The organism is Streptomyces sp. NPDC056224 (assembly GCF_042267665.1).
In the GTDB taxonomy this organism is placed as follows: domain Bacteria; phylum Actinomycetota; class Actinomycetes; order Streptomycetales; family Streptomycetaceae; genus Streptomyces.
In genome coordinates this window covers 64,791-87,224 of the sequence record NZ_JBHJTK010000015.1, presented here as the reverse complement: position 1 = coordinate 87,224, position 22,434 = coordinate 64,791, and the positions used below count along the sequence as shown (strand labels likewise).

Annotated in this window: 19 protein-coding genes and 1 pseudogene; 12 read left to right on the top strand and 8 right to left on the bottom strand. The window is 67.3% G+C overall.

Translation table 11 applies throughout. From position 1 onward, the window contains the following. Positions 1–416: 416 nt before the first annotated feature. Positions 417–998, top strand: a complete 582-nt coding sequence (locus tag ACFCZ1_RS19585; RefSeq protein WP_376679521.1) for an HIRAN domain-containing protein — start codon at positions 417–419, stop codon at positions 996–998. A gap of 146 nt (positions 999–1,144) precedes the next feature. Here the strand turns inward: ACFCZ1_RS19585 and ACFCZ1_RS19580 are convergent. Beyond that, positions 1,145–1,337 (bottom strand): annotated as a pseudogene (locus ACFCZ1_RS19580) (GntR family transcriptional regulator); the annotation flags it as partial. Between the two features lie 385 nt (positions 1,338–1,722). Here ACFCZ1_RS19580 and ACFCZ1_RS19575 point away from each other — a divergent pair. After that, a complete protein-coding gene (locus ACFCZ1_RS19575; protein ID WP_376679520.1) occupies positions 1,723–2,376 on the top strand; it encodes a hypothetical protein in 654 nt (217 codons plus the stop codon). A 365-nt stretch (positions 2,377–2,741) separates the two neighbouring features. Here ACFCZ1_RS19575 and ACFCZ1_RS19570 read toward each other — a convergent pair whose 3' ends face one another. After that, complete coding sequence (locus ACFCZ1_RS19570) at positions 2,742–3,929, bottom strand: restriction endonuclease (protein ID WP_376679519.1); 1,188 nt, start codon at positions 3,927–3,929, stop codon at positions 2,742–2,744. Between the two features lie 162 nt (positions 3,930–4,091). On the opposite strand from ACFCZ1_RS19570, the gene ACFCZ1_RS19565 reads away from it, so the two are divergent. The 6 genes from ACFCZ1_RS19565 to xerC all read left to right on the top strand — a co-directional run bounded on the left by ACFCZ1_RS19565 (position 4,092) and on the right by xerC (position 12,734). After that, positions 4,092–5,276: a DNA cytosine methyltransferase gene (locus ACFCZ1_RS19565; RefSeq protein WP_376679518.1), complete on the top strand. Its 1,185-nt coding sequence runs from the start codon at positions 4,092–4,094 to the stop codon at positions 5,274–5,276. Between the two features lie 745 nt (positions 5,277–6,021). Further along, positions 6,022–6,879 carry an HNH endonuclease gene (locus ACFCZ1_RS19560; protein ID WP_376679517.1) on the top strand — a complete coding sequence of 286 codons (858 nt, stop codon included), beginning with the start codon at positions 6,022–6,024 and terminating at the stop codon, positions 6,877–6,879. A 780-nt stretch (positions 6,880–7,659) separates the two neighbouring features. After that, the gene (locus ACFCZ1_RS19555; protein WP_376679516.1) at positions 7,660–9,147 is read left to right on the top strand and encodes a hypothetical protein; all 1,488 of its coding nucleotides are present in this window, start codon (positions 7,660–7,662) and stop codon (positions 9,145–9,147) included. Between the two features lie 336 nt (positions 9,148–9,483). Next, on the top strand, positions 9,484–10,698 hold the full coding sequence (locus ACFCZ1_RS19550; protein WP_376679515.1) for a DUF262 domain-containing protein: 1,215 nt from the start codon (positions 9,484–9,486) through the stop codon (positions 10,696–10,698). 31 nt (positions 10,699–10,729) lie between these two features. After that, on the top strand, positions 10,730–11,173 hold the full coding sequence (locus ACFCZ1_RS19545) for a HEPN domain-containing protein (RefSeq protein ID WP_376679514.1): 444 nt from the start codon (positions 10,730–10,732) through the stop codon (positions 11,171–11,173). Between the two features lie 517 nt (positions 11,174–11,690). Beyond that, positions 11,691–12,734, top strand: coding sequence for a tyrosine recombinase XerC (xerC, locus tag ACFCZ1_RS19540; RefSeq protein WP_376679513.1), 1,044 nt, complete (start codon positions 11,691–11,693; stop codon positions 12,732–12,734). Between the two features lie 152 nt (positions 12,735–12,886). On the opposite strand, the gene ACFCZ1_RS19535 is transcribed toward xerC, so the two are convergent. The 3 genes from ACFCZ1_RS19535 to ACFCZ1_RS19525 form a co-directional block, all read right to left on the bottom strand. Beyond that, on the bottom strand, positions 12,887–13,852 hold the full coding sequence (locus ACFCZ1_RS19535; protein ID WP_376679512.1) for a hypothetical protein: 966 nt from the start codon (positions 13,850–13,852) through the stop codon (positions 12,887–12,889). Positions 13,853–14,060: 208 nt separating this feature from the next. Next, positions 14,061–14,543, bottom strand: a complete 483-nt coding sequence (locus tag ACFCZ1_RS19530) for a DUF402 domain-containing protein (RefSeq protein WP_376679511.1) — start codon at positions 14,541–14,543, stop codon at positions 14,061–14,063. Next, positions 14,540–15,481: a GNAT family N-acetyltransferase gene (locus tag ACFCZ1_RS19525; RefSeq protein ID WP_376679510.1), complete on the bottom strand. Its 942-nt coding sequence runs from the start codon at positions 15,479–15,481 to the stop codon at positions 14,540–14,542. The genes ACFCZ1_RS19530 and ACFCZ1_RS19525 overlap by 4 nt, the downstream gene beginning before the upstream one ends. A 71-nt stretch (positions 15,482–15,552) precedes the next feature. Between ACFCZ1_RS19525 and ACFCZ1_RS19520 the strand changes: the two genes are divergently transcribed. Both ACFCZ1_RS19520 and ACFCZ1_RS19515 read left to right on the top strand, forming a co-directional pair. Continuing rightward, entirely contained in the window at positions 15,553–15,939 is a 387-nt protein-coding gene (locus ACFCZ1_RS19520; RefSeq protein ID WP_376679509.1) for a GntR family transcriptional regulator, read from the top strand. A gap of 98 nt (positions 15,940–16,037) precedes the next feature. Then, positions 16,038–16,430, top strand: a complete 393-nt coding sequence (locus tag ACFCZ1_RS19515; protein ID WP_376679508.1) for a VOC family protein — start codon at positions 16,038–16,040, stop codon at positions 16,428–16,430. A 139-nt stretch (positions 16,431–16,569) separates the two neighbouring features. Here the strand turns inward: ACFCZ1_RS19515 and ACFCZ1_RS19510 are convergent, their stop codons facing one another. Further along, positions 16,570–17,667: a DUF5925 domain-containing protein gene (locus ACFCZ1_RS19510; protein ID WP_376679507.1), complete on the bottom strand. Its 1,098-nt coding sequence runs from the start codon at positions 17,665–17,667 to the stop codon at positions 16,570–16,572. A 206-nt stretch (positions 17,668–17,873) separates the two neighbouring features. On the opposite strand from ACFCZ1_RS19510, the gene ACFCZ1_RS19505 reads away from it, so the two are divergent. After that, positions 17,874–18,680, top strand: a complete 807-nt coding sequence (locus tag ACFCZ1_RS19505; RefSeq protein ID WP_376679582.1) for an SGNH/GDSL hydrolase family protein — start codon at positions 17,874–17,876, stop codon at positions 18,678–18,680. On the opposite strand, the gene ACFCZ1_RS19500 is transcribed toward ACFCZ1_RS19505, so the two are convergent. Beyond that, the gene (locus ACFCZ1_RS19500) at positions 18,650–20,350 is read right to left on the bottom strand and encodes a serine/threonine-protein kinase (RefSeq protein ID WP_376679581.1); all 1,701 of its coding nucleotides are present in this window, start codon (positions 20,348–20,350) and stop codon (positions 18,650–18,652) included. The two genes, ACFCZ1_RS19505 and ACFCZ1_RS19500, sit on opposite strands and share 31 nt — an antisense overlap. Before the next feature lie 303 nt (positions 20,351–20,653). On the opposite strand from ACFCZ1_RS19500, the gene ACFCZ1_RS19495 reads away from it, so the two are divergent. Beyond that, positions 20,654–20,923: a hypothetical protein gene (locus ACFCZ1_RS19495; RefSeq protein WP_076046471.1), complete on the top strand. Its 270-nt coding sequence runs from the start codon at positions 20,654–20,656 to the stop codon at positions 20,921–20,923. 251 nt (positions 20,924–21,174) lie between these two features. Here ACFCZ1_RS19495 and ACFCZ1_RS19490 read toward each other — a convergent pair whose 3' ends face one another. Next, positions 21,175–22,386, bottom strand: coding sequence for a CaiB/BaiF CoA transferase family protein (locus tag ACFCZ1_RS19490; protein WP_376679506.1), 1,212 nt, complete (start codon positions 22,384–22,386; stop codon positions 21,175–21,177). Positions 22,387–22,434: the final 48 nt, after the last annotated feature.

Genomic DNA, 22,434 nt, shown 5'->3' with positions numbered 1-22,434 from the left:
TGGGGGGGCGCCCCGGCGCCCGCGCGCGGGCCCCCCCGGCCCCCCCCCCCCCCCCCCCCACGTCCGGCCCTTCCTGTCCTGGCCCGGTCAAGCTAGCCCGCCGAACCGCGGCTTCCACCGGGTTCGGGCCCCTGGAAGTGATCCTTAGGCTCCGCTTAAGGAAGCGGTAAGCAGGACCCAAGGAAGGGGGGCCGCGGAGCCCTTCCAACCCAAGGGATCTGGCTCCCCACCGTCCAGGTCAGTCCAGGAGAATCCGCCCCGTGTCGCCCCCGGTGGCTCCCCATCTGGCTCCCCGCCACCTGCGCCTGCCTGGGTGGCCTCCCGTAACTCCGAGCGCTGCCCATGCCCTCAGTCGGCCAAAGGCAGCGACGCTTGGCAAACGTCGCCGTCAGGTAGTGCCGTCACTCCAGAAGGGAATGGCCTACAAGGGCCGCCTCGACATGGAAGGGTGGAGCGACTCCGTACCAAAGGGGGAAGCCATGTACGTTCCGTCGGACGGGCCCGCAGATCGATTCGTGCCGGCGCCTGGCGGCCTTCATCGGCTGCACCTTGTCGAATACGAAGGCGACCTGCGTCTCTGTGAAGACGAGACAGGGTTGCTTGTTGGCCCGACTGATCGGCGGCTTCAGCGAGCTGGGCTCTACGTGACCAACGTGCGGGGGGTCAAGTACTACACGGAGGCAGCCCGCCGGGCTGATCTGAGCCCAGGGCGCCCTTTGCGGCTCGTGCCCGAGCCGGACAACCCCCATGCCCCCTTTGCCGTGGCAGTACATCCCAACTACGGCAAGGAGCCGATCGGCTACGTGAACAAGCAGAAGGCTCGCCACTGGTGCAAGCTCATTGCAGGCGGGGCAAGCCTCACAGCGGTGAGTTTGCGCGGGACGGGACCGGGAGTGGACTGCGAGGCAGTTGCCGTCTTGGCGGCCGCCCCCGAGGTGGTTGCCCACCTCATGTCGCCGCGGCCGCCTGCCCTCCCTCGGCCGGTCCACTTGCAATAGCGCGGCAGTGGGCCCGCGCTTGACCCTGAGCGCCGCGTGCCGCCAGACGCGACCATCCCCGCGTGCGCGAAAGGCAGTAGGCCACCTGTTCACGCTCAGCGTGAGTGCTCCGGCATCCTGACGGGCTCCTTCACTTGGTTGAGACAAGCGTCGTAGAGCACCCCGAAAGCCGCCACCCCGGCCCGCCAGTTCCCACGTGGGGTAGGCCAGGTGAGTTCCCTGGTAGCTGGTGGGGGTGTGAGTGGGCTGCTCGCCCTCCTTCACCAGTCGGGCGCGGATGTAGACATGGGCGCCAACCGCCAGACCATGGGCTGCTGCTACTGCTGCGGGTTCCTCAACCGGGATTTGAACTCACGACCTCTTCGTCCCGAATGACGTCCGGGCCAGACCCGGAGGTGGCGCCGAACCTGTTTACGCAGGTCAAGACCTTGGCTTGAGCTGGTCTCGCCTGGCCTGAGGGAGGCTACGGAAGAGGCCTTTCTCCCAGCTTTCTCCCAGCACTCGCTGGCAACTGGTCCGGGTGGCAGCTGCCTCACGACGAAGTCTCTGGCCCCGACCAGAGCTGCGGATCCAGCGGGACTGGCTCTTGGGCGTCTCACCACGGGCCCGCCGCATCCCGCTGTACCAATCCGGGCAACTCCGAGCGGCCGCCAACATCCTTTGCCAGCATTACGGTCTGGCGACCTCCACCTCCCCGGCCCCTTTCGATCCAGAAGGACCCATCTTGAAGAAGGTCATTTCCATACCGCTCGCTGCTCTCGGTGCTCTGGCACTGTCCGCTTGTGGGCCTGCGGATGGCAGCGCCAAGCCGGCCGCCGACGTGTCGCCCACGCTGGCGCAGCCCGCGCCGTCTTTGTCGCTGGCCGCTCAGACCGTGGACTTGTCCTGCGCCACGAACGACCCGTCCGGCAAGAAGGTCCCCCTGGCGGCGGGTTACCGGGTCCTTAAGCCGGGTGACACGGCTACCGGCGGCAAGAAGTTCGACATCACGGTGAAGGAGGTCACAGACCCCTTCAGGATCGGCAACGAATTCATCCGCAAGGACGTGGAGGAGGCTGGGAAGCGCGCTATCGGCCTCGCCCTGTCGGTGACCAATAAGACGAGCGAGCCGCAGAAGCTGGACGAGGCCATCTTCTCCGCGGCCGTCGACGAGGACCTGAACTGCTCCAGGGCTGAGGCGATGGGGATCATGATGGGCGTGGACGACCCCAAGGCCAACCTCTACTCGGCTGAGCCTCTGGGCAAGAACCTGGGCGCGGGCAAGACCACGGATCTTCACCTGGTGTACGAAACAGGAAACGACATCAAGAAGCTGACCCTGTACTTCGTCACCGGCTCCGAGACGGCCCCTGAGGTCTCCTCCAGCGTCGCCCTATAGCCCGTGTCTCCCCTTGATAGGGTGCCGAGTTGATCGGATCCGCCTGTCCGGTAAGTGATCTCTGATGTGATGTGGAGCCGGATCGACTGAGCCAGGCTGCTGGTACTGCCGGGCGCTCCCAGTACGTGTGGGCGCCCGGCCGAGATGCGGCACTCACCTCGTGCACGAACGACTCGTCCAACTTTGTCTGACGACTGATTAGTCTCGAACGACGTCCGGTCAAGACTGGGGACATGGCCTTGGCTGCGTATGTGCAGGTCAAGTACGCGGCTTGCATTGGTCGGGTCAGGCGTGAGGAAGCCGTCGGGAGGAGACTGTCTCTCAGGCGTCCTCATACTGAGGACTGTCTTCGCAAGCCCGCGGTTCTACAGCTTGGGGAAGCTCTTCTCCAGCCACTGCCGGACAGTGCCGACGGTGGTACGGCCGTCCTGCCGCAGAGCGTCAATGATGTCCCGGCCGGAGACGAGAACGATGGGGTGGCCGTCCTCGTGCACTTCTTCCTGCACCTGTTTGTGGAAGTAGGACGTCGTCACGAGTACGCCGAAGTTCCGGTGTCGGATCCTGGAGATCAGGCGTGAGACTTCTCGGACGCCGACGGAGCTGGCCGCTCCGTAACACTTTGCTTCCAGGGCGAAGTCGATAGCGATGCGGCTTGCCGCCGGCCCCAGTCCGTAGGTGCCTACGGCGTCGCGGCCGCCGTCCCGGCTCGGCCGGGTCAGGTCCACCGGCCCGGTGTTCCGCGCGATCAGTCGCCAGACGGCCACGGCACAGGCCTCGAAGTCGTGCTCTCGGCCGCGGAAGTACCCCCGGATTTCCTCCAGCATCGCCGTACCCGCCGCATCCTCCGGAAGCTGGTCCGCCCGCGACCGGATCACAGTCGTGACCGGCGCCATCAGCGGGCGGTAGACACGGCCCTCGACCCACGTACGCCACACGTCTGGGCACCCCCCGCCAAGAGGATCCCCGCCAGCCAGCAGGTGCTGGATCCAGGCCCGGGGAACCAGGTCCTGATCGAGCACGGTGAAGTGCGAGCGGTAGTTCTGGAATCGCAGTCCCGCCGTTGCCCGCCAGATGGCTGCCAGCTCATCGTCCGAGGCCAGGGTCGGGCCGCCCGGGGCGAGGAGCCCTCGAAAGAGTACGGAGCGGCCTGCTGGCCCGGCCTTCTCGAACAAGAAGAAGGGAGGCACCTGAGCCCGGTCCGATGCGGTGCCGTGGGAGGCCGCGAAGACATCGCGCAGCAGGACGTTCCCCGACCGCGGCGTGCTGTGGAGGCCCTGGCCGGGCTTCCGGTTGTCACCGTAGTAGGTGAACGTTCCCGTCTCCACGTCCAGGTGATCAGGCCAGTCCACTTCTCCGCCGCTCGTGTAGAGCACGGCCAGCTTCACCGTCCCCTTGGCAGGTGAGCCGGCGTACCGGAAGCCCCCCTGGTTGCCGACTCCCTTTATCAGCTTGGACATCGGGTCGTCACTGGTGTTGCCGCTCGTCCCGCCGGCGTAGAGCGCATCGACTTGCAGGTCGGCAGTCTCCAGGTCGGAGAACGCAACGTGAGGCACAGCAGCGACAGGAAGGGGCATGCTCCAAGATCTACCAGGCGCCGCTGACAACCCTCGCTGCCCGCCCGGCCGTTCGAACTGGGCTGTCAGCGCTCCCGTTTAGGATCCGGACGGCAGGGCTGGATGATCTCAGGGGGATGGTTGATGGAGCCGTTGCGCGTGATGGACCTCTTCGCCGGCTGCGGTGGCTTCGCCGAGGGTTTCCGCACCTACCGAGCGGGCGGCAAGGAGACCGGTCCGACGTTCCGGACCGTCGCAGCTGTGGACTTCGACCAGGCAGCACTTGCGACGTTCGAGGCCAACCATCCGCAGGCGTCCGCGATGCATCTCGACATCGAGGAGTTCGCGCCGGATGCCTTCGCAGGCCGCATCGATGTCGTTACAGGCGGTCCGCCCTGCCAGGGCTTTTCCGGGCTGGGCAAGCAACGCATGGACGACCCGCGCAACGCCCTCTGGAGGGAGTACACGCGGGTAGTCAGCGTGGTGCAGCCGAAGGTCTTCGTTCTGGAAAACGTAGACCGCTTCTTGAAGTCCTACGAGTACGCCGAGCTGCTGAAGGCAGTACAGCCCGGCGGGGTGCTCTCGGACTACACCCTTGAACAGGGCCTCCTGAACTCAGCCGACTACGGGGTACCGCAGGCCCGGAAGCGCGTAATCGTGATTGGCACGCACCGTTCCCTCGGAGCGCCCGCTCTCCTGCCTGCGCCGACTCACATGCAGGCCCGGCATCAGCCGGCCAGCGACCTCCTCTTCGGAGACGACCCGAGCCTTGTCCCCTGGGTGCCCGTGGACAGAGTCTTCGACCTGTCATCCCAACTGGCACTCGGAGGAATCAGCCTCCCGCGGCGCTCCGGGACCAATGGTGTACCTGGTCCGTTCCGCACCCGCGAGCTGCATGTTGGACGCACCCCCACCGCTCTCTCGGAGGCCCGCTACAGGGCCATCCCGCTCGGGGGGAACCGCAAAGACCTTCGTGGACGAACGGCAAGGATCGGCGGCCGGGACGAGTACCTCAGCACAGAAAGCTGGGACGGGCACCACAACGGATCAGGCGACGTAATGGGCCGCCTTCGACTCGGGCGCCCCTCCGTCACCATCCGTACTGAGTTCTTCAAGCCCGAGAAGGGCCGCTACCTCCACCCTGTGGAGCACCGTCCGATCACCCATTACGAAGCTGCGCTTATCCAGGGTTTCCACCCGGACTACCTCTGGCACGGAACGAAGATCCAGATCGCGCGGCAGATCGGCAACGCCGTCCCCGTCGGCTTGGCCCGCGCCATAGCCGGCACCATCCACAAGAGACTTGTCTCCGGCACAGGAGACCTCGATCGAGCCGACGCACGCTAGCCCAGACTCCCGTTTCGAATGGGCTGTCGGCTCCCATGGGCATGAGCTTGGGAAGGCCCATTGAGCTGTAGCGGATGAGGGTGGATTACTTCCGGACCGCATGCTCCCGAATGACGTCAGGGTCAGATCGCGACGTGGCGCCGAACCTGTTTAGGCAGGTCAAGGCCTTGGCTTGACCTGGTCTCGCCGGGCAACCGGGAGGCTGCGGGAGAGGGTTCTCTCCCAGCCTTCTCCCGGATTCCGTCGGCAGTTGATCCTGCTGGAAGTCGCCAAGTGGTCTTCTGGCAGGTGTGTTGGGCCTCCTCGGAGGCGATCCGCGCGGGTACCGCCGATGCTGGTCGATTGCGGTCGGCAGACCGGTTGCCCTGGCGGAGTCGACGGTGGCGAGCCCGCGCCTCTGGGCTGACGTTCCCCTTGCTGCCGATCCGGTCTGTCACTACTTCGGCGCCCTAGCAGAGACAGCTAGGTGACCTATGGGCCCGTGCTGAGCGCTCTAGGAGCCCGGAGTTGACGGGGCGGCTTCGGCTGCGTAGCGGAGTCCAGCGGGCAAGCAAATCTCGCCGCCGGAAACACCGTACGTTCGCGAATTTTCCGGCGGCGAGATTTTTACAAAACCGCTGTTCAGGGCAATTTTGATCGACTTCAAGGTCTGTGCGGCATCCGGAACCTGCTTGTCTCATGGTCATGCCGCCCTGTAGCTTTCTGAGTGTCAGCCGGGGAGGCTGACGACTGGGAGGGGTCTGTGATGACGGATGTAAACGAGCTGAACGAGCGCCCGTTGCCTGCGTGGGACAGCGCCGAGATCGACACGCTGTTCACGAATCGAGAGACGGCGGAGGCATGCCGCTTCCTGCTGAAGCGGCGTGAAGACCCGCCGACCATGGACGAGTGGATCGAGCGGTCCCGGGATGTCTTCGGGAAGGGCAACGTGCACACCCAGCGTCGGCTCCGTGAGGTGCGCGATCACTTCAGGGTCGATTCCTACCGCCGCGAGGGCGATGCGAAGTGGGTTTACAAGCTTGCAGGTTGGAGCGAGACACCCGCAGGTGACACCGTAAAGATCTCTGGCAAGCTCCAGGCGGAAGTGTTCACGGTCAAGGGCCGGTTCTGCGCGATGTGCGGGGTGGGGCCGAAGGATGCCAACCTCCAAATCGACCACATCGTCCCGCGGTCGTGGGGAGGCAAGACAGAGCTGGACAACCTGGAGCCGCTCTGTCAGACGCACAACGGCGGGAAGAAGGCGTTCTTCGAGGGCCTGAACCCGTACGGCGACGCCCTAGGCCAAGCGATCCACCGGCCGAACCCTTGGGAGCGGATCGGCGAACTGCTCAAGGCCTTCGCGGAGAAGAGTGAGTTCACCCCTGCCGAGCTCATTCAGATCGTGGCGCGGGATACACACAAGGGCGACCCCAGGAAGCGGCTGCGCGAGCTGCGGTTCGTGCTTGGGTGGGACATCGTCTCGCACCGGACCAAGGAGGACGGCATCACGGCGGTGACTTACGAGCTGCGAGCCTGGAGGCCCTGGCCGGCGGAGGGCGCACCTGAAGCGATCAAGAAGTACGAGCGCGACCGCAAGCGGCGCAAGGCGGACGACAGCGACTGAGTCAGACTTCGGGGACTGCCGGGCACCCCCACTGCGTGGGAGTGCCCGGAGGCGGCGCTCCCATACTCCGTGTGCATGAACAGCCTGTCCGACTTTGCCTGACGACCGTTTCGTCCCGAATGAGGTCGGAGCCGCAGGTTGACTTGCCCTACACCCCATAGTCGCAGTTCAGGGGCTTGGTCTACATCGGTCTCGAAGGGGTTCAGGAGCCACCCCGCACAGCATTTTCTCCCCAGTTTCTCCCAGCACAGCGGCGCGGCCTTTCTATCGGCAGGGGTGCGCGTAGGCAACGCCCTCAAGGAGGGCCAGGCGAGGGCGCGAAGAGGGAGCCGAGGCCCCAGAAGGCTGCTCGCTTCTTGTTGCGGAGGAAGTCATGTCCGACCCAGCCTGCCAGGCGGACCTTCTACATACCCTGCCCCAACCGGCACCTGAGGGGCCGTCATTGGTCATTGCAAGTCGCCCTCGGCCGCCCTCCGACGGCCCATAGACGGCCCAGACCTGTCCCGACCGCGACCTACGACGGCTTCAACACACGGCTCCGGAGGCCCCGTGCATCCCATGCGTTTTACCAGCTCACAGCCTCACGGCCAGAGCGAGCGCTCCGGCTAGTCCACGAATAGACCGCGCAGGGGATGCCAGAGTCGTTCGGCCCCACTGCTGGTGCCCATCTCGATCCGTCGCATCGAGATGGCACCGCTAGACCAGCTGAGTGTTTACAGAGGGTGATAGCTCGGGTAGAGACAGCCTCTGTCGCTCAGCGCTGATCGATCAGGGGGGCTCATGCGGGTTTCGGAGTACTACAACCTCGGCCGCACGCAGGGGACGCTGGACTTTGTCGATGTCGACACTGTCGCAGATGTCCCTGTCTACATCGACCCCAGCACTATTCGCCACCTGTCTGATGACTGGGGGCAAGAGTGCATATTCATGCTTACTACGTTCTTCGACAGTGTCCTGGACGCAGTCCGCCAGGGTGACAAGGAGCGGTCGGCATATCTCCTCGGGAACCTTGGGGAACCCAACGAGACGCACCTCGGGATCTCGAAGGGGAAGAGTGCTGGCAGGGGTTTCGGGAAGCAGATGAGCGTGGATTTCGCCGCTAAATTGGCGGCAAGCCAGGCGGCGAAATCAGGCCTGATCGAAGACCTGGAAGACACGGCCTTCTTTATCGATAAGGTCGACAAGGACATCGTTTCCGACATTACGACGAACATCATACGTGGGCCGTTGATTGCCTACACGCAACAGATGGCTGCGGTTTTTAGGATCCCGCTGGTGGAGGGTGTTGATAGCGGACCTGTTTGGAACCCGCAATCACTCAAATGGGAGCAGGAGTACATTAAGCTTCCGGTTGCGGATGGGGAGAAGCTTCTCTTGGTCCCCAAGTTGATCGTACGGCGCGATCTTCACTTGTCTCGCGGGGAGTATTACAAGAATCATCTGGTACCCGCTTTGCAGGCCGAGGAAGAGTCGGATCCTCGAAGTAAACTCGTGACGGTTTTGAAGAACGGGACCAAGAAGGTCTACCGGGGCGACATTGAGCGAACATATGGCAGCTCGAAACCTGATGTAACAAGGGAGACCCTGCGTAGGGCGTCTGTGTATCACCACTATAAAGAAATCAAGAAGGGTATTGCCCCGAAGCCGATTTCGCACGAAGAGTTGAGTGAAGTGGGCAACACGACACCCCCAGACTATAAGGCGCTACTTAAGGCCGTAGTCGAGACGCCGACCGGAAAGGAGCATGCCCATATCTACCATGCGCGAGTGGAGGCTCTCCTGAGCGCCCTGTTCTACCCCTCGCTCGCTATGCCTGAGATGGAGGAAGACATCCATGAAGGTCGCAAGAGGGTTGATATCTCATACACCAACAATGCGACTGACGGATTCTTTCGATTCCTGTCGCGCCACAAGATTCCATCCCAGTACCTTTTCGTTGAGTGCAAGAACTACGGAAAAGAGGTAGGGAATCCTGAGCTCGATCAGCTTTCGTCTCGCTTCTCGCCACTGCGAGGGAAGTTCGGAATTCTGGCCTGCCGATCATTTGCGGACAAAGAGCGCTTCTTGAGTCGTTGTCGAGATACAGCGATGGATCATCGAGGATTTGTAGTCGCGCTGGATGATAGCGATATGAAACAGCTCGTCGATGACGTCCTAGAAGCAGTCAATTGGACTCCGCCGGACCCTTCCCCCGCGGAGCCGGTCGTACCGCCGCGGGTTCAGGACTACCCGCTGCTCCACGAGAGGCTCAAAGCCCTTGTGAGCTGAAGTCGTCCTGATCCGCCTACGTCTGGCCGAAGGCATGTAAGCGCTGACTGGCGTCCCCTTGCGCCTCCGTTGTGCTGGCCGAAACGACGCCTCCGGCGCCGGCGCCGCCACCCACGTCCCCCAGGCGGGTCGGGCAGTGACCTCTCAGTACCTGTGGCCTCTGGCTGCCCATCCATCGCCCCATCTGATCCCGGTGGTTGCCCGGAGCCACTGGCTGCGGGCAACCACTGTTCGCCTGGAGTCGTGGGGCTACGGGCTGTTGATGGTGGATCAGGAAGGTCGCTGGATGCGCCCGAATCACACGTTAGTTGAGCCCAGAGGCGATATCCTCCGGTCATGACAGATGCTGAAGAGACCCTGGAACCTACCCCCTCCGCGAACAGTGAGGATCCGGCGGAGAGCACGGTTGCCGAGACATCAGATGTCTACGATCCTGATGCGGACTCCGTCGATGCGAAACCAGTCCGGGCCGATGAAGCACTTCGCTATTTTGGCGCTGACTTCGACGTGGACGGTCTGGTTCGGCGTCTCGAAAAGGGAACGTTCATCATCCCGACATTCGAGCCTCTTGCCGAAGCTGAGACGGATGGATACGAAGGATTCCAGCGAGGTCTTGTCTGGAAGAAGCGACAGATGGATCGCTTCATTGAGTCGATTTTGCTGGGATACCCTGTTCCAGGCGTGTTTCTTGTCGAGCTGCCAAGTAGGCGATACCTCGTCCTCGATGGGCAACAGCGCATGACTACCCTCCATAGTTTCGTGCACGGAAATTATCGAACTACTGGCGGGCGTCGCAAATTCTCGCTCAGGTACGTCGGAGATGAGTTTCAGGGTCTCACGTACGAAAGCCTGCCCCCCGAAGCTAGGCGCTTGTTTGATAACACATTCATCCAAGCCACCATTGTCGTCCCCAAGGAGAACGGCGGAAAGAAGGCCGTCTATGCCCTGTTTGAACGAATCAACAGTGGTGGAACAAATCTCCGGCCGCAGCAGATTCGTGTTGCGCTGTTTGCGGGTGCCACGGTCAACTTTGTGCGTGAGCTGAATCAGAATGCGGACTGGCGGGCAATCTTTGGTCCGCACAATCGCGATCTGAAGGATCACGAGTTGATCCTGAGGGCGCTCTCCTTGATGCCTGTGGCGCAAGGCGAGAATGTTTTTAAGCCGCCGATGGCTAAATTCTTGAACGAATATTTGGAGGGCCATGAAGATCGCCTTCCTGACAATGCCGAGGGTATAAGGAGTCGATTCACTGAGGCATGCCGCCTCCTGAGGGGAGCCTCTGAAACAGGGCGTGAAGCCCTTCGCTTGGGAGGTCGCCAAGTGAATGCTGCCCACACCGATGCAGTGTTGGTAGGCCTTATGGCCGCGATCGAGAATGGGCTGGCTCCGGACACTCAAAGCGTTGCGACTGCACTGTCCTCGCTTGCCGGTAGTGAGCTATACCGAAAGGCAGTGTCAGAAAGCACCTCGCACTCAGATCAGGTCAGGCGGCGCATTGAGTTGTCCGTAAAGGCGTTCAGGGGTGATTCGCTTGCCGACCAGTCGTGAGGACGCGCGAAAGCAAATTCTTGCGATAAAGATGGAGCTCGACTCCACATATGATCGCTACAATCGAGGACTCAGTGACATCGACCTGGCGTTGCATGGCGATCTTCATAAATATATGTGCATCCGTCTCGCTGGATACCTCGAGCAGCTGATGTTCGAAGCGGTTTGCGGATATGTGGCGAGCGCAACTGGAGGCCCTGCCGGCAGTTTCGCCATGTCGTGGTTCCGAAAGTCCCCGAACCTCACCCCAGATGCCTTGATCGCCTTGATATCCAGGTTCGGTGACCCGTGGAAGGGTGAAATTGTTGAATTTCTCGACTCTGACGAGCGACGCAATAACCTTGGTCGCTTGCTAGAGGTGCGAAACAAGGTGGCTCACGGGCAGAGTTACAGTGGCGGAAAGATGAATGTCGCCACGTACAAAGAGCTGGTTGACGCGCTCCATAGCTGGGTAACGACCCGCATGGTGAACTGAGTTCATGCGGGAGAGTTCGCTCAGGGCGGTGATCCGATCAGGGGACTGAGGCATCCAGGCCGCGCCAAAGGGCCAACCTGCCTCGAACCACCACGGAGCTGCGGTCGCACGACTGACCCCCGCATCCCAGAGTCAGAGCGCCCCCGCCGGAGGCATCGCCTTGACGGGCGGTTAACCGATCAGACCGGGCGCATCCAGCCCATCAAGTCCTGAGCCATCGGCGCGCGGCCGGCGGTCCGGGCTGGAGCGGGGCGCAGACAGGAGCGCAGGCCCGGGGCGACGGCGCGCGAAGCCGCCTTGGCGGCGGAAGCGCCCTTGATGTAGCAGGGAAACTCTCACCAACGCGAACCGCGACGGCTTCAAGACCGATTGCGTGGCGGAACTCGCCCGTGCCTTCACCTGGGCTTTTGGCTCCGCCGCCTGCTCCTCGGCCGTCGTGCTGGCCAGAAGTTGGCCACGACCATGATCATTCGGCATGTCCGACGCCCGCCTTGGGCACTCTCGGAGGTGCCCACCCTTGCGATGCGTCCGGCGGAAACTGCGAGAACTCAAGAAGCAACTGGAGAAGGGTGCCAAGGCTCCGGCCAACTACACGGTCAAGCAGGCCGTTGAGGATTGGCTGGTGCAGGGGCTCAAGGGCAAGGCAGACACGAGCGTGGACACCTATCGCAGCCTCGCAGCCACGCACATCTACACGGAGCTGGGCGCAGCGAAGTTGCGCCTGCTGGAGGCCGATGAGGTTGACGAGTGGCTGGACGGTCGAGCTGAGCTGCTCGCGACGACGTCTCTGCGACTGGTCCTGTCGGTCCTGCGCCGGTCGATCGCGCACGCCCAGCGCAGAGGCAAAGCCGTGCGGAACGTAGCCGAGTTGGTAGAAGCCCCGGAAGGCAGGCGGGGTAGGCCCAGCAAGTCGCTCTCGCTTGAGCAGGGGGAGGCTGTTCTCCGAGCCAAGACGGGCAGTTGGATCCACGCGTACGTGGTGCTGTCGTTGCTGGTCGGGATGCGGCCGGAAGAGACTCGCCCGCTCACCTGGTCGCATGTCCACACCGGATTCGCTGATGGGCAACAGCCTTACGTTGACGTGTGGCGCTCCGTGCGCAGCCACGGCGACACGAAGACTCGTAAGAGCCGCCGATCCCTCGCCATGCCCCAGCAGGTGGTGGTGGTGATGGACGCGTACCGCACGCGGCAGCAGGGCGAGGCCAAGGCCGCTGGCCGCGAGTGGACCAGCGAGGGTCTCGTCTTCCCCACGGATGACGGGGAGCTGCGGACCGCCTTGAACGTGCGACGCAACTTCCGTGGTCTGCTGAAAGAGGCTGGCATCGAGCAGCCGGCGGAATGGACGACACGAGAGCTGCGGACGAGTTTCGTATCGCTGCTCTCCGACCACGGTCTGTCGATTGAAGTGATCTCCCGCATCGTCGGGCACAGCGGCAGCAGTACGACCGAGAAGGTGTACCGGAAGCAGCTGCGGCCGGTGATCGCGGAGGGCGCGGAAGCGATGGATCAGATCTTCTCGCGGGGTGCCGCTGAGGCACCTCCTGGTCCAGAGGCGCCGTGATCCACGGCCCGTGGCTCCCGGTTTGGCTCCCTGGAGCCAAACCGGGGCTAGCGGGTAGGCCTCTGACCTGCCTGAACGCTCTTCTCGGACGCTCCCCGCGCGTTAGGCTCCGCTTAAGGCAGGGGTAAGAAGCCGCTCAGGAAATGGGGAGGTCAGCCCGTGCAGCCGGTGACGCTGCCGGTCGGGGCGCAGTTGTCGGGGCGGTTGTCACGCACCGCGGAGCGGTCCAGCGTCACCGTGGCGCCGCTGTTGAAGATGCCGCCGCCGCTGCCGGCGCCGCCGTTCGCGGTGTTGTGGCGCACCTCGGACCCGGACAGATTCACGGTGCCGCCCTCCGAGTAGATGCCGCCGCCCCGCAGGGAGGCCGTGTTGCGGGTCACCGTGGAGTGGTTCAGCGTCAGAGCGTTGGCATTGAAGATGCCTCCGCCGTTGTCGGCGTAGTTGTCGCGCACCTTCGAACCGGACAGCGTCATCGAGCCGAAGTTGGCGAGGCCGCCCCCGTTGGCGGCGCTGTTGTCGTTCACCGTGGACTCGGAGAGCGTGAACGTGCCCTGGTTGCGGACGCCGCCGCCGCTGTCCGCCGCGGTGTTGTGGCGCACCACCGAGCGGAACAGGTTCGCCGTGGCGCCGGGGGCGTTCCAGATGCCGCCGCCGTTGTTGGCGTGATTGCCCGCCACGTTCGACTCGGTCAGCGTCAGCGTGCCGTTGTTGAGGATTCCGCCGCCCTGGCCGGTGGCGTCGTCGGGGGTCCCGGTGCCGTTGGTGATGGTCAGGTGGGACAGCCGCAGCCGCACTCCCGCCGCGACCGTGACGGTCGAGCCGGCCCGGTTGCCGTTGAGGGTCGAGTGCTTCTGGCCGGTCACGGTCAGGTTCTTGTCGACGGAGAAGGTGAAGGGGCCGACGCAGGTCCCCTTCACCAGCAGCGTCTCGCCCGGGGCGGCGCCGTCGATGGCGGGTTGCAGGGCCAGCGGGTTGTGGAAGCAGTTCACCACGGTGGCATGGTCGTCGCCGTTGTCCGTGCCGGCGGCCGCGGCCGGGATCGCCCCGACCAGGCCGACCGCCCCCGCCGCTGCCGCCACTGTCGCCGTCGTCGCCCACCGGCGTGCTTGCTCGAGCATCCGTCTTCTCCTGTCTCCGGGCAGCGGGGAACGCCCGACGGCCTTCCCCGCTGTCGTCTCCGGCGAAGGCGACCTGAGCGCCCACGCCGGAACCACGGATCCCCCCTTGGACGGGCGTACCCCCGCAGACGGCCCCACGTCCCCCGAACGGCCCGGGACGATGACCGGTGTGGCCCACAGTCAGGGGCGGGGGGCCGGCGGTCCGCCGTCAGACGAGGAGCGCGGCCAGGCCGGCCGGGGTCCGGGCCTGGTCCTCCAGGGCGTCGAGGGCCCGAACGGCCCGGGCGGCCGCCTCGGGGTCGCTCGCGCCGAGGCCGCTCTGCGCGAACTCGTCCTCGTCCAGGCGCAGCACCGAGGACCCGTCCGCCGAGACCCACAGGTCCAGGTCCAGGTCCTCCACGTGGATCTCTCCGCCGCGCAGCACGGCCGGGCGGGTGACGTCGCAGTACCAGCCCTTGAGGACCCCGTCGCCGGTCCACACCTCCTTGACCGCGTACCAGCGGGTCCGCCAGAAGTGCTCGACGAACACGTCGCCCGGCTCGAAGCGGACGAAGCCGAAGTCGCGCACGCCCTCGGCCGCCCACGGGGCGCGCACCGAGATGCGGTCGCCGTCGTCGGCGATCCGGGCCGCCGGGTAGCGGATCTTGACGCGGCCCGCCTTGGTCAGGACGACGGTCAGTTGCCTGGTCACTCGGTCTCCAGCCTCTTCGTGTAGCGCGTCTCGGTCGCGCAGATCTCGTATCCGAACCACGTGTTGACGGCGAGCATCGGGCCGTTCCCGGCGTCGTTGCCGGTGAAGGCCTCCGTGTACCCGCGTTCGCGTGCCCGGTGCAGGGACGCCGTCTTGGCGAGCTTGGCCAGCCCGCGGCCGCGGAAGGCGCGCCGGGTGCCGGTCATCGCCGACCCGTAGCGGCCGGCGCCGTCGGTCAGGGCGGCGCTGAAAGCGGCCACCTCGCCGTCGACCAGGACGACGGCGGTCAGCTCCTTGTCGAGGGACGGGCCGTTCCAGGTCTGTGCGAGCCAGTCCTCGTAGTCGGACAGTTCGACGGCGAGGTCGCCCGGTTCGTCGGCGGTCGTCTCCGCGTCGGCCTCGAAGAGCGGACGCGGATCGGAGGCGAAGGCGGAGCCGGGACGGAGTTCGACCCCGGCGGGGAGGGGATCCGGGAGCGGGGGCAGTGCGGCCGCCGCCAGGTCCAGGCGCAGGAAGTGCGCGGACCGGCCGGCGCGGTAGCCGCGCCGCTCGGCGAAGGCGCGGTGCGCGGGCTCGTCGAGGACCCAGGCGTACGTGTCCACCGCACCGTGGGTGGCGAGGTGTTCCTCGGCCGCGGCGAGCAGCAGGCGGCCGGCGCCGAGGCCGCGGTGCGCGGGGTCGACGTACGCGTTGACGTACGACCGGCCGGGCTCGGGGCTGTCGTGGGCGATGCCGACCTGGGCGGTGCCGATGACGTATCCGCCGTCGGTCTGGGCGACGAGGAGGCGGAAGTGCGCGGCTGGGTGGGCGCGGGAAACCTCGAAGGCCACGCCCTCGACCGTGGTGATCATGAAGGGCAGGGCCGCGCGGCGTACGCGTACGACGGACTCCGCGTCGGTGGGGTCGCCAGGGCGGAGATCGCGGATGAGGACGGTCATGCGGCCGACGCTACGGGCGGACTCCGCTCCGGCGCCTCCCAATTACCCGGTGATGGGGGACAATCAGCCGCGTGACCTCGACAAACCTGAAGATCACCATCGATGGCTCGACGGGCTCCGCCGCCCCGTACGAACAGCTGCGCGCGCAGATCGCCGACCGGGCCCGGTCGGGGGAGCTGCCGGCCGGCTTCAAGCTGCCGACGGTGCGCGGACTGGCGCAGGAGCTGGGGCTCGCCGCCAACACCGTCGCGAAGGCGTACCGGGCACTGGAGGCGGACGGGGTGATCGAGACCCGCGGCCGGCACGGCACGTTCGTCGCGGCGGCGGAGGGCGCCTCCCGCGAGGCCGCGGCCGCCGCGCAGGCGTTCGCGGAACGGGCGCACCGTCTGGGCCTGACCGAGGCCGAGGCCCTGTCCGCCGCCGCCGACGCCCTGCGGGCCCGGTTCGCCGCCCACTAGGCCGGTATCGAGAGTGCTGCCATGCGCCCGAGCTGTGTGCGCGAAGGCTGGGCGCAACTCGGTGGCGTCCGGAGTGGAAGTGAGGAAGGCTCGCGCGCATGGTTTCGGTAGTGCAGAACGTGGCGATTGACTGTGCGGATGCCTACGAGCTGGCCCGGTTCTGGAGCAGAGTGACTGGCCGTCCACTGCATCCGGAGGACAAACCGGGTGATCGGGAGACTCAGGTGCTGCTGGCGGAGGGCCCGGTGCTGTACTTCAACCAGGTGCCCGAGTCCAAGGTCGTCAAGAACCGGATCCATCTGTGTCTGCGCCCTGAGACATCGCGTGAGCGGGAGGTGGAACGGCTGCTCGGCCTCGGTGCCGCCTTGGTCACCGATCACCGGAATCCCGATGGCTCCGGCTGGGCAGTCCTTGCTGACCCCGAAGGCAACGAGTTCTGCGTTCTTCGCAGCGAGTCCGACCGAGCAGCGTCGCCCACTGCTCGTCCGTGAGGTCTCCCCGCCCCACGAGCCGTGATCATTCACAGCCCGAGATCCGCTTTCGGTGCACGGCCTGGTGCCGTAGCCGGGGGAACGCCGCCACCCGGCACACCCTTCCGGCCACACCACCGGCGCATCTGCCGGGGTCCGCCTACAGGTAGAGCCCGGCCTCGGACGAGTGCGGCTGCGGCGGGAGTACGGCCGCCGGGCCCGTGCCCCGGCGCAGCGCGAAGAGTTCGGCCAGGCTGGCGCCCTCGCGGGAGACCCCCTCGTCCGTGCCCAGCCAGTTCACCGCCTCCCGGTGCGTCAGCCGGCCCACCTCGATGCGGGCCAGGCAGCGCCCGGGCCGGACCACCGCGGGGTGGAGGCGTTCGAGGTCCTCGTTCGTCGTGACACCGACCAGGACGTTGCGGCCCTGGCCCAGCAGACCGTCCGTCAGGTTGAGGAGACGGGACAGCGCCTGTCCGGCGGTGTGCCGGGCCTCGCCGCGGATCAGCTCGTCGCAGTCCTCCAGCAGCAGCAGCCGCCAGCGGCCCTTGGCCGTGCCCTCGTCCTCGCCGATCGCGATGTCCATCAGGTAGCCCACGTCGTTGAACAGCCGTTCCGGGTCCAGGACGCAGTCGACCTGGCACCAGTCCCGCCAGGACCGGGCCAGCGTGCGCAGCGCGGAGGTCTTGCCCGTGCCCGGCGGGCCGTGCAGCAGGAGCAGCCGGCCCGCGATGTCGTCCGGGGTCACCTTCATCAGCCGGTCCATGGCCCCGGCCACCGGCGCGGTGTAGTTGGGCCGGACCTCGGCCCAGGTCCCGGCCGCGATCTGGCGGGTCGTCCGGTACGGGCCGCGGCGCGGGGAGACGTACCAGAAGCCCATCGTGACGCTCGAAGGCTGCGGTTCGGGGTCGTCCTGCGCACCCTCCGTGGCCTTGCCGAGCACACCGGCGGCGAGTTCGTCGCTGACCGCCGTCACCGTGACGTCCGCGCCCCGGCTCCAGCGGGAGACGAGCATGGTCCAGCCCTCGCCCTCGGCGAGCGTGGCGCTGCGGTCGCAGTCCCGCGCCGAGCGCAACACGCTGGCCCCGGGCGGCAACAGGGTGGCCCCCGGCCTGACCCGGTCGATCGACACGCTGTGCGAGAAGGGCTGCTCGCCGGACGCGAACCGGCCGAGGAACAGCGCGTCGACGACATCCGACGGCGAGTCGCTGTCGTCGACGTTGAGCCGGATCGGCAGCGCGTCATACGGGTTGGCTGGCATGGCGCCCATGATCCGGCACGAGTTGACCTCGTGCACCCGTGTTTAGCCGGATCGGGTGGCCGGGTTCCCTCTTCAAACGCATCGCGAGTGAAGATTCGGGCCGCAACTCTGCCCCGAAAATTCTTGGCATGAACACTTCCAGCCAAGCCCGGCTCCTTGTACCACGGACTCAGGAGTAACCCCCACAAGGAGCCGCACACATGAGCATGAGAATCCCCCGCTTCGCCGCGCTCGCCTCATCCCTGTTACTCGCCGCGGGTGCCGCCCTGTTCGGCGCGGGCCAGGCGGCCGCCGCCGCCCAGGCCGACTTCGGCTACGTCGCCCTCGGCGACTCGTACTCCTCCGGCGTCGGCGCCGGCAACTACGACAGCTCCAGCGGTGCCTGCAAGCGCACCACCCGCGCATATCCGGCCCTGTGGGCCGCCGCCCACGCCCCGCAGACCTTCTCCTTCGCCGCGTGCTCGGGCGCCCGTACGGGTGACGTCCTCTCCAATCAGCTCGGCCCGCTGAACTCCGGCACCGACCTGGTCAGCATCACCATCGGCGGCAACGACGCGGGATTCTCCGACGTCATGACGACCTGTGTGCTCCAGTCCGAATCCACCTGTGTCAACCGCGTCAACCAGGCCAAGGCGTACGTGGACTCCACCCTCCCCGGCCAGCTCGACCAGGTCTACAACGCCATTGACAGCCGGTCGCCGAACGCCCGCGTGGTCGTCATCGGCTATCCCCGCTTCTACAAGCTGAACGGCACCTGCACCACCGGCCTGACCGAAGGCGAACGCTCCGCCATCAACGGCGCCGCCGACTACCTCAACACCGCCATCGCCAAACGCGCCGCCGACCACGGCTTCACCTTCGCCTCGGTCGCCGGCGCCTTCACCGGCCACGAGATCTGCTCCGGCGACGCGTGGCTGCACAGCGTCAACTGGCTCAACATCGGCGAGTCGTACCACCCGACCGCGGCCGGACAGTCCGGCGGCTACCTGCCGGTCTTCACCAACGCCGCCTGAGCGGCCGGGGAACCGGCGGGAGGCTCCGCCGGCAGCCCGGTCGGCGACGTCGGTGACGTCGGTGAGGTACTCGCACCAGGGGAGGGGACCTCGCTCGTCGGGGTCCCCTCCTCGCAGGTCACAGAGGTCCCCACCCACTGCGTGGCCACTTCCGCGGCCCCCCGGACCTCCAGCCGGACCGCGTCCTCGAACCCCGCGCCCGGCGCGTGCGTGAGCTCGGTGTGCTCCAGCCGCCGGCTCCTCGGCCCGCCCTCGCCGAACGTGACGGACCGCCAGCCGGGGCCGGAGGTCCTCCCGCTCCGCGTGGCCCAGCGGTACTCCAGCTCGACGGGGGTCTTTTCCACCTCGACGGTGGCGGTGAAGGAGGGCGCGCGTTCCGCGGACGGCGGGCAGGTGCCGCTGTAGGTGGCGCGCACGGTGTCGACGTACACCGACACGTGCTGCGTGGGGGAGGGGGACGCCGAGGGTGAGGGCGAGAGCGGCGAGGGCGAAGGCGAGGCGGACGGGGCCGGCGAGGCGGCGGTGGTGACGGCCCGGGCGGTGGTCGCCGGGCCGGCCGGGCCGGCGCCTCCGCGGGCGCCGCCCTCCCGGTCCTTCAACAGCAGCCACCCCAGTGCGACCAGCGCCAGCAGCAGCACCACGATCCCGGCGGTGAGCACCACCCCGGCCCGGCCCTGGCGCGGCGCCGCCCCTGGCCCCGGCTCCCCGGCCGGCCCCGGTACCGGCCGCGTGGGGTCCCCGTACGGCGACCGCCGCGACTCCTGCCGGTCCTGGTAGTGATCACGAGCGGCGGCCGTCGGCGAGTCCGGCCCCGGCACCGGCTCGCCCAAGGCCCGTACGGCCCCGCCGGCGCCCACCACCCGCAGCATCCGCGCGGCCTCCGCCGCGGGCAGCCGCTCGGCCGGGTCCTTGCGCAGCAGCCCCTCCAGTACGGGCTCCAGTGCTCCGGCCCGGCGGGGCGGCGGCAACTCCTCGTCCACCACGGCCCGCAGCGTGTCCACCGCGGTCGCCCGCCGGAACGGCGAGACCCCCTCGACGGCCGTGTACAGCATGATCCCGAGCGACCACAGGTCCGACTCGGGTCCCGGATCGCGCCCCGAGACCCGCTCCGGCGCCACGAACTCGGGAGAGCCGACCACCTCTCCCGTCATCGTGATCGCCGAAGACCCCTCCAGGCTCGCGATCCCGAAGTCGCCCAGCACCACCCGGCCGTCATTGGCGATCAGCACGTTGGCCGGCTTCACGTCCCGGTGCAGCACCCCCGAATCGTGCGCGGAGCGCAACGCGGCGAGCACCTGTTCCCCGAGGTGCGCGGCGCGCTGCGGGTTCAGCGGCCCCTCGGCCTCCAGTACGTCGGCCAGCGTCAGTCCGCGCACCAGCTCCATCACGATCCACGGCCGGCCGTCCTCGGAGGCCACGTCGTAGACCGTGACGACCCCGCGGTGCGAGACCCGCGCCGCCGCCCAGGCCTCCCGTTCCAGCCGCCGGTACATCCGCCGCAGTTCGGCGGGCTCGATCCCCGCGGGCGCCCGCACCTCCTTGACGGCGACCTCGCGGGCCAGTACCTCGTCCCGGGCCCGCCACACGATGCCCATCCCGCCGCGGCCGAGGGGCTCCAGGAGCCGGTACCGGCCCGCGATGACACGATCGGGGCTCGATTCCCCGTCCACGCCGGCCACATTCCCACTCACGTGAGCCCCCTCATGCGTCTTCCCGCGCGCCCGCCCGTCACCGGGCGGTCACTCCAAGTTAGCGCAGTGCAAGCGATGTGGCCCCTGTCGTGACGTGACTCGCACGAGGGGTCCCCGAACCCGGCGCACCTGTGCGGAGAGTGACGGTCGACTCCACTGAGTAATCGTCAACTCCCCGTCGCCATAGGGGTAATTCACACCACCGGGATACCCGCGGGCGACGCGGGGGCGATAGGGTTAACCTGCCCGGGCCGGGTGCCCTCGTACGGGTGGGGAGAGAACATGGAACAGATAGCAATGCGCAGCAGGCCGCCTCGCGTGCCTGCCATCACCTGCGGCAGCAGCGCGACCAGCTCGCGCCTCGACCGCCATCTCGCCGTGCTGGGCGGACCCGCCGTCCCGCACCGGGAGACCGCCGAGGCGACGCTGCTGATGCGCGAGCTCACCTCCCGCGACCACACGCACCGCCTGCGGAGCCGGAGCGCGCGCGTCTCGCTCTTCGCGCCGCTGCGCCGTCTGCGTCGCACGCTCTTCGGCAGCCGCCGCTCGTAACCGTCCCCCGCGTCGCAGCCGTTCCTTCCCCGGCCCCGGTTTCAGGTTTCAGGAGGTGCCCGTCGGATCATGGCCGGGCCCGGCCCGCCCGGCACCGCGCCTTGCCGCGTCGTCGTCGGTCGTCATGTCCCCCCAGCTGCCGGCTGGGAGGTGCCCCACCGCAGTGACTCCCACCTCCGCCCCGCGATCCACGGCACCGGCCGGCCCGGCCTGATCGGGCCCCGATCAGGCCCTGATCCGACGGGCGCCTCCTACGCGATCACCCCGTCCCGGCGCAGTTCGGCGATCTGCGCGCCCGTCATCCCCAGGGCGCGCAGCAGGGCCTCGGTGTGTTCGCCCAGTGCGGGCACCGCGCCCATGTGCGGTGCCGGGCCGCCCGGCAGCCCGATCGGCGGAAGCAGGGCCCGCAGCGGACCGGCCGGTGAACCCACCTCCCGCCAGCGGTCCCGGGCCGCCAGTTGCGGATGCGCGGCCAGCTGGGCCACCGAGTTCAGCCGTGCGCAGGCGATGCCCGCCGCCTCCAGCCGCCCGATCGCCTCGTCCGCGCCCAGCCGTCCCAGCGCATGCCCCACCACCGCGTCGGTCCTCTCCCGGTTGGCGGTGCGTGCCGCATTCGTCGCGTACGCCGCGTCCTCGGCCAACTCGGGTTGCTCCAGCACCTGTTGTGCCAGGCGTCGCCATTCCCGGTCGTTCTGCACCGACAGCAGCACCCGGTCCCCGTCGGCCGTCGCGTAGGCGTCGTACGGCGCGATCACGGCATGCGCGAGGCCGGTGCGCACGGGCTGCTCCCCGCCGTGCATCGTGTGGTGCAGCGGATGCCCCATCCACTCGGCGAGGGCGTCCAGCATGGAGACCTCCACCCTGCCCCCGCGCCCGGTGACCCCGCGGCGCAGCAGGGCGGCGAGGACTCCCGAGAAGGCGTACATGGCCGCCGCGATGTCCGCTGCCGGGATCCCCGCCTTGACGGGCTGCTCCGGCGTGCCGGTCACCGAGACAAGACCCGCCTCGCACTGCACGAGCATGTCGTAGGCGCGTTTGTGGGAGTACGGGCCCTCGGCGCCGTAGCCGGACACGTCCACGGCCACCAGCCGCGGGTAACGCGCGCACAGCGTCGCCGAGTCGAGCCCCAGCCGGGCCGCGGCGCCCTGCGCGAGGTTCTGCACGAACACGTCGGCGCCGGCCAGGAGGCCGTGCAGGACCTCCCGGCCGCGCGGGTCCTTCAGGTCGAGCGCGATCGACTCCTTGCCGCGGTTGGCCCATACGAAGTGCGAGGCGAGGCCGTGCGCGGCGGTGTCGTAGCCGCGCGCGAAATCGCCGCCGTCCGGGCGCTCGACCTTGACCACCCGGGCGCCGAGGTCGGCGAGCTGACGGGTGGCGAAGGGGGCCGAGACGGCCTGTTCGACGGCGACGACGGTGATGCCGGCGAGGGGGAGCGGTTCGGGCACGGCGCTTTCGGTGTTCATGGCACCGATGCCTATCCCGTCCGACCCCCGCCTGTCACCCCCGGGGAT